Raw genomic sequence first — 10,528 nt, 5'->3', positions numbered from 1 at the left:
CTTCATCAAGCGGATCACAGGACCGATGCAAGGCTTCAAGGCGTTTCACTCAGCCCAAGCGACACTTGCCGGAATAGAAACAGCCCACATGATCCGCATGGGCCAGCTCAGAGATAACTACCTTAGGCCAGACCAACAGTTTGCCGCATTGGCGGCCTGATATCATCGAAAGCTGTCCATACATATCAAGTAACAAACTTTGCGACACAACCCAGTTCGTTTGAAAGCTTGTTTTACGCATCGGGGTTCGATTGCAATTAGATCTATGCAAGACCGCCGGTTCTTTCTCTGTACGAAAACCAAGCAACTTATATGTATCCGCCTACAATTTAATCGATAGCTACTGCCCCATGCCCGCGCTCACCTCTGCCGGCTTGAAAGTGAAAAACATCCCGAATTTAAAATTGTGATATGGGCAACAGCGCTCGCTCGGCCGCAACGACGTGGCGTAGGTACTTGAATCTGAGTTTCGTATTCCGAACCGCAGTGCTGATCCGGCATTGTCGAACGGCTCGTATTCCCTATCAGCGTCACTCGCCCGACGGGCGCGATCCCAATAGTTTGACAAAACGATCGCGAAAGACGCTCTTTACAACTCGGCTTGCAGTTTGCAGCCAAGCAGGAAGGACGCACGGATGTCGTATATCCAGCCACAGGAATTTTCGACCAAGATGGTCGATGCGGGTGAAGCCAAGGTCTTCATGTCCACAAAAGACACGCTGATCCGCAGTTATATGGCGGGCGCGATCCTCGCGCTTGCTGCGGCGTTTGCTGTCACGGTTGCTGTGAACACAGGCAACTTTCTTATTGGTGCACTGCTATTTCCGGTCGGGTTCTGCACGCTTTATCTTCTGGGATTCGATCTGTTGACTGGTGTTTTCACTCTGGTGCCGCTGGCTCTTTTCGACAAACGTCCCGGTGTCACGGTGAAGGGGATGCTGCGGAACTGGGGGCTTGTGTTCCTTGGCAATTTTGCTGGTGCGCTGACCACGGCCATTTTTATGGCAATCACCTTTACCATGGGTTTCACACTTGAACCGAACGATGTAGGTCAGCGGTTGATGAACATCGGACATGCGCGGACTGTTGGCTATGCCGAGGCGGGAAGCGGCGGTATGCTGACCCTCTTTGTTCGTGCCATCATGTGCAACTGGATGGTTTCGACCGGCGTCGTGGCGGCGATGATGTCATCGTCGGTGTCCGGCAAGATCATGGCGATGTGGATGCCAATCCTGGTCTTTTTCTACCTTGGGTTTGAACATTCCATTGTGAACATGTTCCTGTTCCCCATCGGGATCTTGCTGGGGGCTGAATTCACTTGGGGTGACTACCTGATCTATAATGAAATCCCGACCGTGATCGGAAACCTGATCGGCGGCGTGACCTTTGTGGGTGCGATGCTTTATGCGACGCATTACAAGACGTCGCCGTCGCGGCGCGCCGTCGCCTCGCATGGTCCGGTCAGTCCGCTGGCCTCGACCGGCCCCGCCGAATAATCCGCAGGCGGGGTCGGGTATCTTCCGGCCCTGCCGCACCCTGCGTCCAATTGAGGTGAGCGGATGCCCAAGGACATGAAAGACGACGCGACCCTTGCTGTGTCCATCGGGCACTTTACAGGTGCCGGACGCAAACCTGAAAACCAGGATGCGATCGGGTCGGTCCGGCCAACGGGCCGCAAGCTGGCGCTGAAGGGGGCGGCATTTGCCATTGCCGATGGCATCAGCTCCTCTGCCTTTGGACAAGAGGCCGCCGAAACATCCGTCGCTGCGTTTCTGACTGATTACTACTGCACCCCAGACAGCTGGAGCGTACGCAGCTCTGCCGGGCGTGTCATCGCAGCCACCAACGCGTGGTTACACGGGCAAACTCTTCGCAGCGGTGCGCGCGATTCTGACAAGGGCTATGTTTGCACCTTTGCCGGACTGGTTCTGAAAGGGCACACGGCCCATGTGCTGCACGTTGGCGACAGTCGCGTATGGCATCTACGGGACGGCACGCTTGAACCGTTGACCTGGGATCACCGGTCCTATTCTGACGGACGCAGCTATCTGGCCCGCGCCCTTGGCGTCGCCCCGCAGGTCGAAGTCGACTACCGCGAAGTTCCGCTGCGCGAGGGCGACGTTTTTATCATGACGACGGACGGAGTGCACGACTGGCTTCATCCATGCGATATCCTTAATGCGATCACCCCGACCGCCAATCTGATGGACATGACCGAAGTGCTGGCGCAGCAGGCGCTTGATCATGGCAGCGATGACAACCTGTCGATGCAGATCCTGCGGATCGATGCGCTGCCCGATGACACAGGCGACGCGCTGCTGCCCGACATGGCCTGCCTTCCGGTACCGCCTCTGCCTGCACCCGGCGCGATGATCGACGGGTTTCGCATCATTCGTCATATTCATGCGACCAGCCGCAGCCATGTCTTTCTGGCCAGCGGCCCCGACGGGGCTCGGGTCGCACTGAAGATCCCGTCCACCGAAACCCGCGACGATCCTGCCGCCATCCGACGATTGCTGATGGAGGAGTGGATCGCCCGACGCATCGACAATCCCCACGTCCTGCGTGCCATTGCCCCGTCCCAACCACGCACCGCCCTTTACGTCGTCACCGAATGGATTGAGGGGCGAACCCTGCGGCAGTGGATGCATGACACGCCCACCCCCGATTTCGACGCCGTTCGGGACATCCTGAGCCAGATCGTGACGGGTCTGCGTGCCTTCCACCGTCGGGAAATGCTGTATCAGGACCTGCGGCCTGAAAATATCATGATCGACCACGAGGGCACCGTCAAAATCATCGACTTCGGCGCCGTATGGGTTGCGGGCGTAGTCGAGGCAGCCCCATCGTCGGTCATCGGATACGGGCTGGGGACGTGGCAATATACCGCCCCCGAATACTTAAGCGGCGATGCGGCAAGCTGGCGGTCGGATCTCTATGCACTTGGCACCATCGCCTATGAGATGCTGCGCGGACAGCTTCCGTACGGCACACGCGCGGCCAGGGTTCAAAGCAGGCGCGATGCCGCGCGTCTTGTCTATCGTTCGGTTCGTGCAGACGAACGGTCGCGCGTGCCCGCATGGATGGACGCCGCCCTGAAGCGGGCCGTGCATCCCGACCCGTTGCGGCGCCACGATGCGATGTCGGAATTTCTTGCCGAATTGCGGGCGCCCACGGCCCGCACCCGCCCGACCAGGCATCAACCACTGATGGAACGCGCGCCATTGCGTTTCTGGCAAGGGATGTCCGCCTGCCTCACCATTCTTCTTCTGGCTAGCCTTGTCTGGCCCCGAACCTGACACCCCTAAGATAGGAACCCATGACATGAAAGACATCGACACCGCTCAGGACATGACCAAAGAGGATGTCGCGATCCTGATCCTGCGCGCAAAAAAGCGAGACAAACTCGGGTGGGAAGATATCGCAAATCGGATCGGCATGTCGCCTGTGTGGACCCATTCCGCGGCGACCGGCATGAACGCGATGCCCGCCGAAAAAGCCCGCGCGCTGGCCGATCTTCTGGGCCTGCCGGATGAGGCTGTCGAGGTTTTGGCGGAAAGCCCGACGAAGGTCTGGACGCAGGCTGTGCCGACGGATCCCTGCATCTACCGCTTCTATGAAATTGTCGGCGTCTACGGTCCCACACTGAAGGCACTGATACAGGAAAAATTCGGTGACGGCATCATGTCGGCCATCGATTTCGATATGAGCGTGACCCGCGTCGAAAATGCCAAGGGTGACCGTGTGAAGGTCGAGATGACGGGAAAATACCTGTCCTACAACAACTGGTGATCACCCGGTCAGCCATTCCTATGGAACAGTTCGCATGACAAATTTTACGCCCGAGCAGCAGGATTATCTTGCAAAGACGATTGCCGGTCTGGGCCTTGACCGCGCCTTCAGCCCTGTGTCGGCCGCTTCCGCACCCGAGCGCGTCTATGGTACCCCCGTCGAGGATCTGTGCCGCGAGGAACTGCGCAAATATGAAACCCATCCATGCGACCTGTGGGAGGTGATCGAGGACTGGACGGCGCGTGGCCTGATTGCCGAAGGGCTTGACCAGTTTCTTTTGCGGCATTGGGGGTTTTTCAACGTCGAGCCTGCCGATGCAGGCTATATGTGCCGTTTGCGTCTGCCTTCCTGCCAACTGCGCGGCGACCAGATGATCGCACTTGCGGGCATTGCCGAGGATCTGGCCGGTGGTTTTGCCCATGTCACCACCCGTGGCAATTTACAGCTGCGCAATATCGCGCCAAAGGACGTTCTTGACGTGCATTTCGCACTGCGTGAGGTCGGGCTGTCCTGCCACGGGTCCGGTGCCGATTCCGCCCGCAATATCACAGCCTCGCCCACGGCAGGTTTTGATCCGGTCGAAATTGCGGATCTGCGCGATCAGGCAATTCAACTGGGACAGACCATTGCCCAGACCCGCGCGCTTCAGGGGTTGCCGCGAAAGTTCAACGTGGCATTTGACGGGGGCGGAAAGGTGTCCTGTGTTGCCGATACCAACGACATCGCTTTTCAGGCAGTGACGGTGGGTGCGGGGGGGACGCTTGATCCCGGGGTGTATTGCCGCATCGGTTTGGGCGGCATCACGGGACATAAGGATTTCGCCCGATACACCGGCACCCTGTGCCAACCCGCTGAAGCTGCCCGCGTCGCGGCTGCCATGTTGCATGTCTTTGTCGAACATGGCGACCGGACGAACCGCAAACGCGCCCGGCTGAAATACCTGCTGGATGAACAGGGCGTCGACTGGTTTCTGGACCGCACACAGGAAAAGCTGGACGCCCGTGGCATCATGCTTTTACGGCAGGGGACGGAACAGGATGCGCCCCGCGCGGCGGTGGATCGTCAGGGCCATATCGGTGCGCATCTACAATCGGATGGCCGTCACTACCTTGGTATCGCGCTTGAGATGGGTCGTCTTTCACCCGCGCAAATGCGGCTTATTGGTAAGGCGGCGATTGACGTAGGGGATAACGACCTGCGCCTGACGGTGTGGCAGAATGTGCTGCTGCCCCATATTACTGTAGCAAGGGTGTCAGAACTACGCACACACCTTGCCGAGGCCGGTCTGGCGACCGATGCGACGGCCTTTGCCGCCGGCGCGGTTGCATGCACGGGCAAATGGGCCTGCAAGTTCGGTCTGGCCTATACCAAGGCCGACGGAACCGCACTGGTACGCCATTTGCAGGATCGTTTTGCTCTGGATGCACCGATCAACATCCATTTGACCGGTTGTCCCAATTCCTGCGCCCAGCATTACATCGGCGATATCGGCCTGATGGGGGCGACCCTGCCCGACGGGAACGAGGGGTATATGGTCGTGCTGGGCGGCGGCACCGATGCCGACGAGGGCATCGCGCGTGCTTTGCCCGGACCGATCCCCGCCGCCGATCTGAATATGACGGTGGAAGGCATCGTCGCCCGCTATCTCGATCGGCGTGATCCCGGAGAGGCATTTCTGACCTTTGTGCGTCGCCTGCCCGACGACGCTTTGCCCAGCCTGCTTGATCGCAGCGTCGTTCCCATCTGACAAGGAGCTTGTCGTGAAAATGTTCCCCCCTTCGTTCGGTTCCGCACTGTCAGTTGCAGGCGAAAGCCGTCTTCCTGTCGATGCGCCGTTCGACAAGACACAACGTCTGTTCGTCGACGGCCTGCTTGCCGGTCTTTCCGCGATCGTCGAGGCGCAGGAGGCCGGTGATACAGGAACCACGGGCAGCGCATTGCGCGTGCTTTTCGGTTCCCAGACCGGAACCGCCGAAGCATTGTCGAAGAACCTTCGGAAATTCGCTGCGACTCAAGGCTTTGATGCGACCATCTCTGATCTTGATGCCGTGACGCTAGTAGAACTGGCCGAGGTCGAGCACCTGTTGATTATCGTGGCAACCACCGGCGAAGGTGAACCTTGCGACAACGCCAAGCGGTTCCACACCGCGCTGATGAATTCCGACGCGCAACAACTGCCGCCGACATTGCAGTTCAGCGTCTGCGGTTTGGGCGATCTTTCCTATCCTGCCTTTAATAAAATCGCCAAAGAAGTCGACGTCCGGCTGCACGAACTCGGGGCGACGCGGATCCGCGACGCTGTGTTCTGCGATACCGCCTACGAGGACGACTTCGCTGTCTGGAAAGAAGATGTCTTCGCAACGCCAGCTTTTGCCAATGCAGCAGGCACCCCGCGCGCGCCCGAACCGTTCCCAGACACTGCCGAGCCGGTTTTTACCAAACAGCGACCTTTTACGGCGACGGTCCTTGATGTGCGGCGTCTTAGCGGACAGGGACCGGGCAAGGTCGTCAATCACGTCGAGATTGCATTGGCCGGGGGTGGTCCGGACCTGGACTATCGCGCGGGGGACGCCTTGGGCCTCTGGCCGGTGAACGATCCCGCAGAAATTTCGGCATTTCTTGCCGCCGCGGGTTTTACGGGTGCAGAATCCGTCAGCCTGAAATCGGGTCCGGCCCGACTGCGATCCGCATTGCTGCGCTTTGATCTGACCCTTGTCACCCCCGCCACGAGGAAGGCTTGGGCCGTTCCGGACGCGCCTGCCGATGGCCAAGTCATCGATCTGCTGCGACATGGTGTGCCAGGCCTTACGCCGCAGGTTCTGATTGACGGGTTGCGGCCGCTTCAGTCGCGGCTCTATTCGATTTCATCTTCGCCCGAGGCACATCCCGGCGAAGTCCACCTTACCGTGGGTGAGCTGCGCTATGACCTGCATGGTACCGAACGAAAGGGCTGCGCCTCGACCTTTCTTGGGGGGCGGATTGCACCGGGAAGCACCGTGGGTGTCTTCGTGCAGCAGGCAAGCCATTTTCACCCCCCCGAAGACGACCGGCCCCTGATCATGATAGGTCCGGGCACAGGGATCGCCCCGTTTCGCGCATTCCTCGAGGAGCGCGAGGCCCGTAATGCCACTGGCGAGAACTGGCTATTCTTCGGGGATCGGACCGAAGCGCGCGACTATCTTTATCGCGACCAGATCGAAGGATGGCGCGCGACGGGTTTGCTTGCCCGTACGTCGCTGGCATGGTCGCGTGACGGGCAGGATAAGGTTTATGTTCAGGATATGATCCGCCGCGACGCTTCCGAAGTCTTCGCCTGGCTGGAACGCGGAGCTGCAATTTACATTTGTGGCGATGCCGCGCGCATGGCCGCCGACGTAGACCGCGCGCTGCATCATATAATCGCCGATGCCGGCCAGATGGATGCTAGATCAGCTGCCGCTTACGTAGAACGGCTTGTTCACGACCATCGTTATCGACGAGACGTCTATTAAACTATCCAATATTCAATATCGCACAAATTGACAACACAGCCACAGCCTGAGACGTGTCGCAAACCTTCTGGCATGCTGAAAGGTGCATTAGTCTGGATATTATTATTCTACGACCGCAGCTGTTTGCTACGCTCGCAGCCTGATATCATTAAAAACGGGCCATAACTAACCTGCAACAAACTTTGGGACACAACCCTTTTACCTGTTCTCCTAGACCCAATCACTTATGTCGGGAGGCAATGTATCGAGATTATTCTGAAATGCTGCGAGAATCTCCGCCGTTGTGTAACCACCCGCCACATTGGAACTGGCAAAATTGCGTGTGCTAATGACACGTTGTTCATGGTTATTAAGGACGGTTAAATTTGGATCAATTAGCGCGTTAGGATCGGTTGACAAAAGGGATTTACGACGGGGAATGGATGTGTTTCGACCTGCTATCTGCAAAGTGAATCAGCCTGGCATGAAACCCATGTTGGACGAGGAGTGGATGTTTTTTGAACATTTCATTCGCACTGTCCGCGCTTCGGACGGATGCAAAGCAACCAATCACCACCTTGTTCTTAATGGTGTTTTCTGGATTGCCAGAACTGGCTCCCCATGGCGCGATCTGCCGGAGCGATTTGGCAAGTGGTCTAGCTGTTTACCGACAGTTCCGGCGCTGGACACTGGCAGGTCTCTGGGAGCAAATCATTGATGCCCTGAAAGAGAGTGGGGCTGCACCAGATGCCCTGCAAATGGTTGATAGCACCGTGATCCGCGCGTGCTATCAGGCCAGCGGCGGCTAAAGGGGGACTTCATGCTAGGGTTTCGGGCGCTCAAGAACGTCCGGTGGGAAAACGATCTAAAGGATCGCTTTCTGTACTACCTTCCACTTTACGACCAAAATTCATCTCCGCGCCCGGCGCGCTTGCGCCAGACGGGGAAGCCGAATACCAGACGCCAAACTTCAGACACTCGTTATGAATGAGGGACCGACAGGGGGCAGGTCAGCGGGTATCCGTTAAATAGAATGTTTCGTTGCGAAATTGCGCATAAACTCCGACAGCTTTTCTGCGTCTTCGGTAGTTACGCCATTATAGATGCTTGCTCTTAGATAATCTCCGACGCCGAACGGTGTAAGTGTACGCAGGCCGATCATGCCCATTTCCCAACTTTGAATTAGAAACTTGTTGGTTAGCTCTTCGTCGCCGCCCATCAAATTAAACGGAACATTCATTCGGCTTCGCTGCGACCTGTTCGTCACCGGCGTACCATAAAAGCCATTGGATGCATCAATAACGTCGTACAATGCTTGTGCTTTGGCAATACTGCGACGCTCTATCTCGTCGACTCCGCCTTCGTCTTTGATCCAGTCCATAAGATGCCCAACAACCTCGATATTAAAGGTTGCCGGTGTGTTCCACAAATTTTCGGCGTCGGTATTTATAGTATAGTTAAAAACACCCGGGCAGAGCGGCGACGCTTTCCCTTCGCCGATCAGATCCTTGCGGATAACAACAAGGGTTAGCCCCGGGTGACCGATATTTTTAGATGCACAAGCGAAGATGACCCCGATGCCACCATTCACCCAGTCAATAGGTTTGGTCGCAAAATCGGAGCTGGCATCGATAACCAAAGGAATATGCTTCCGTGCTTCTGGCAACTCTGGTAGTCTGTGAAGTTCAATTCCGTTGACGGTTTCGTTCGAGCAAAGGTATATATACCGGCTGTCAGCACTGATGTTCTCCTCGGTAAGGGCGGGGAAACACGTATAGGCGCCGGTTTCAGGATCGCGACCGTCAATTGCATGAACTTTGCAATACTTCTTTGCCTCTTCGGCACCCCTTAGCGACCAAGTTCCGTTAACGACATAGGTCGCGGTATCAGAGGTATGAGGACAGAGGTTCAACGGAACGGCCGCGAATTGGCCATGACCCCCGCCATGGGCGAATAGCACCGCGTAGTTGTCCGGAATATCCATCGTCGATCTGACAGATGCCACCGTATGATTCAGGATCTCCTGAAATTCGGGTGAACGGTGCGATAACGCCAAGGATGTAAGTCCGGGTTTATTGACGCTTGCAGCAATAACATTCTCTACGGCCTTAGGCAGGGACGTTGGGCCGGGACTAAAATTGATAACCTTTTCCGGTGAAATCTGTGGACTAAGAGAACCAGCAAGAGCCGGATGGATATGTGAACCCACAAAGTTCATTTGGTTTCGCTTTCTGCATTGCGCCAACTGGGGCGTTTTTCTTTGGTACGTGAAGCCACAATGTTTCAGGAACAGGTGAAACACGGACACGCGTTAAGTGATTCTGATATTGGGGCAAGCCTTGATCATCTCTAGGATCCAGATCCGCCAAACGTTAAAGCCAGAATGGCGCAGCCTTGGATTTGCTCAAGGGCGGTGAAGTGTTGCATGAATGGGGAAGTTTTCGTGGGTGACCCGGCGCGCATGCTGGATGCTCTCGAAGCGATGGCGGTGAACACATTGCTCCTTAAGTGTCCGGATGACGCGCTCGGCCAGGCGGTTTTGTTGGGGGCAGTGTGGGGTGATGAACTCCTGCTTCAACCCGTAGCTGCGCGCCAGAGCCGTGAAGTGACAGCTGGTGAATACGAGACCATTGTCAGACCTGAGCAGGAACTCCTGCTCGACCCTGCCTTAGTGGGCCGAATTTGGCGATCAGGTCGTGCTCGAGGGCTGCGCTGGCGGTCGTGGCCTTGCCCGAGCGCGATAGATGCCAACCTAGAAGCTCGCGGGTGTGGCAATTGATCATCAGTGCCAGCGAGGCGCTGCCATCCTTGCAGTTCTAGACACGGGCCGCCTCCAGCAGACGATCAACATTATGGATCCCCTTCGCCACAACGACCCCGAACTCGCCCAAATGCGCGCGGACGGCATTCACGATCTGCGTCCTTTGCCGAACCAGGAAGTCCCGTGCCTTGTGATCGAGCCGCGCCGCCTGACGGTCCGCCGACTTTACTGGCACGAAGCGCATTGAATCGCCCCGGGTCTGTCGGAGACCTATAGCTTCATTTCACGCGACCATATCGAGCAAGCTGCGCTGTGCATAGAAGTTCTCTTCTGCCTCAGCTGGCGGGATATTTCCGATAGGGCCCAGTAGCCGGCGATTGTTGAACCAATCAACTTAGCCGAGGGTGGCCATTTCCAGATCCTGCATGTTGCGCCAAGGGCCCTGGCGATGGACCAGTTCAGTTTTGTAGAGGCCGTTTATTGTCTCGGCGAGGGCGTTATCATA

General features: G+C 57.1%; 7 protein-coding genes and 4 pseudogenes. 7 read left to right on the top strand and 4 right to left on the bottom strand.

Going from position 1 to position 10,528, the window contains the following annotated elements; translation table 11 throughout:
* From DWB67_RS17035 to DWB67_RS17005, 7 genes and pseudogenes are all read left to right on the top strand, one after another.
* Positions 1-160, top strand: a pseudogene (locus DWB67_RS17035) (IS6 family transposase); the annotation flags it as partial.
* Positions 161-635: 475 nt separating this feature from the next.
* Complete coding sequence (locus tag DWB67_RS17030) at positions 636-1,496, top strand: formate/nitrite transporter family protein (protein WP_119808752.1); 861 nt, start codon at positions 636-638, stop codon at positions 1,494-1,496.
* Positions 1,497-1,571: 75 nt separating this feature from the next.
* Positions 1,572-3,299, top strand: coding sequence for a bifunctional protein-serine/threonine kinase/phosphatase (locus DWB67_RS17025; RefSeq protein ID WP_220475179.1), 1,728 nt, complete (start codon positions 1,572-1,574; stop codon positions 3,297-3,299).
* Between the two features lie 25 nt (positions 3,300-3,324).
* Positions 3,325-3,792 carry a cyanase gene (gene cynS / locus DWB67_RS17020; RefSeq protein ID WP_220475178.1) on the top strand — a complete coding sequence of 156 codons (468 nt, stop codon included), beginning with the start codon at positions 3,325-3,327 and terminating at the stop codon, positions 3,790-3,792.
* A 34-nt stretch (positions 3,793-3,826) separates the two neighbouring features.
* Positions 3,827-5,539, top strand: coding sequence for a NirA family protein (locus DWB67_RS17015; RefSeq protein ID WP_119808750.1), 1,713 nt, complete (start codon positions 3,827-3,829; stop codon positions 5,537-5,539).
* A gap of 19 nt (positions 5,540-5,558) precedes the next feature.
* Positions 5,559-7,283 (top strand): sulfite reductase flavoprotein subunit alpha, encoded by a 1,725-nt coding sequence (locus DWB67_RS17010; RefSeq protein ID WP_119808749.1) that lies wholly within the window; start codon positions 5,559-5,561, stop codon positions 7,281-7,283.
* 463 nt (positions 7,284-7,746) lie between these two features.
* Positions 7,747-8,065: pseudogene (locus DWB67_RS17005) on the top strand (transposase); the annotation flags it as partial.
* 221 nt (positions 8,066-8,286) lie between these two features.
* Here DWB67_RS17005 and serC read toward each other — a convergent pair.
* The 4 genes and pseudogenes from serC to DWB67_RS16985 form a co-directional block, all read right to left on the bottom strand.
* Entirely contained in the window at positions 8,287-9,564 is a 1,278-nt protein-coding gene (serC, locus tag DWB67_RS17000; protein ID WP_220475177.1) for a 3-phosphoserine/phosphohydroxythreonine transaminase, read from the bottom strand.
* Positions 9,565-9,666: 102 nt separating this feature from the next.
* Positions 9,667-9,840: an integrase core domain-containing protein gene (locus DWB67_RS18715; protein ID WP_220475176.1), complete on the bottom strand. Its 174-nt coding sequence runs from the start codon at positions 9,838-9,840 to the stop codon at positions 9,667-9,669.
* A gap of 259 nt (positions 9,841-10,099) precedes the next feature.
* Positions 10,100-10,270 (bottom strand): annotated as a pseudogene (locus tag DWB67_RS18505) (IS110 family transposase); the annotation flags it as partial.
* A 36-nt stretch (positions 10,271-10,306) separates the two neighbouring features.
* Positions 10,307-10,528 (bottom strand): annotated as a pseudogene (locus tag DWB67_RS16985) (IS3 family transposase); the annotation flags it as partial.

Origin of the sequence: Paracoccus sp. JM45 (assembly GCF_003590715.1) — a bacterium.
In the GTDB taxonomy this organism is placed as follows: Bacteria; Pseudomonadota; Alphaproteobacteria; order Rhodobacterales; family Rhodobacteraceae; genus Paracoccus.
The sequence above is the reverse complement of the archived record's forward strand: the minus strand, read 5'-3'. Positions and strand labels throughout refer to the sequence as shown.

Bases quoted from the DNA above. Each gene is read 5' to 3' on its own strand.
- DWB67_RS17025 (WP_220475179.1), top strand. From the start codon at position 1,572: ATGAAAGACGACGCGACCCTTGCTGTGTCCATCGGGCACTTTACAGGT.
- DWB67_RS17015 (WP_119808750.1), top strand. From the start codon at position 3,827: ATGACAAATTTTACGCCCGAGCAGCAGGATTATCTTGCAAAGACGATT.
- DWB67_RS17030 (WP_119808752.1), top strand. From the start codon at position 636: ATGTCGTATATCCAGCCACAGGAATTTTCGACCAAGATGGTCGATGCG.
- cynS (WP_220475178.1), top strand. From the start codon at position 3,325: ATGAAAGACATCGACACCGCTCAGGACATGACCAAAGAGGATGTCGCG.
- DWB67_RS17010 (WP_119808749.1), top strand. From the start codon at position 5,559: ATGTTCCCCCCTTCGTTCGGTTCCGCACTGTCAGTTGCAGGCGAAAGC.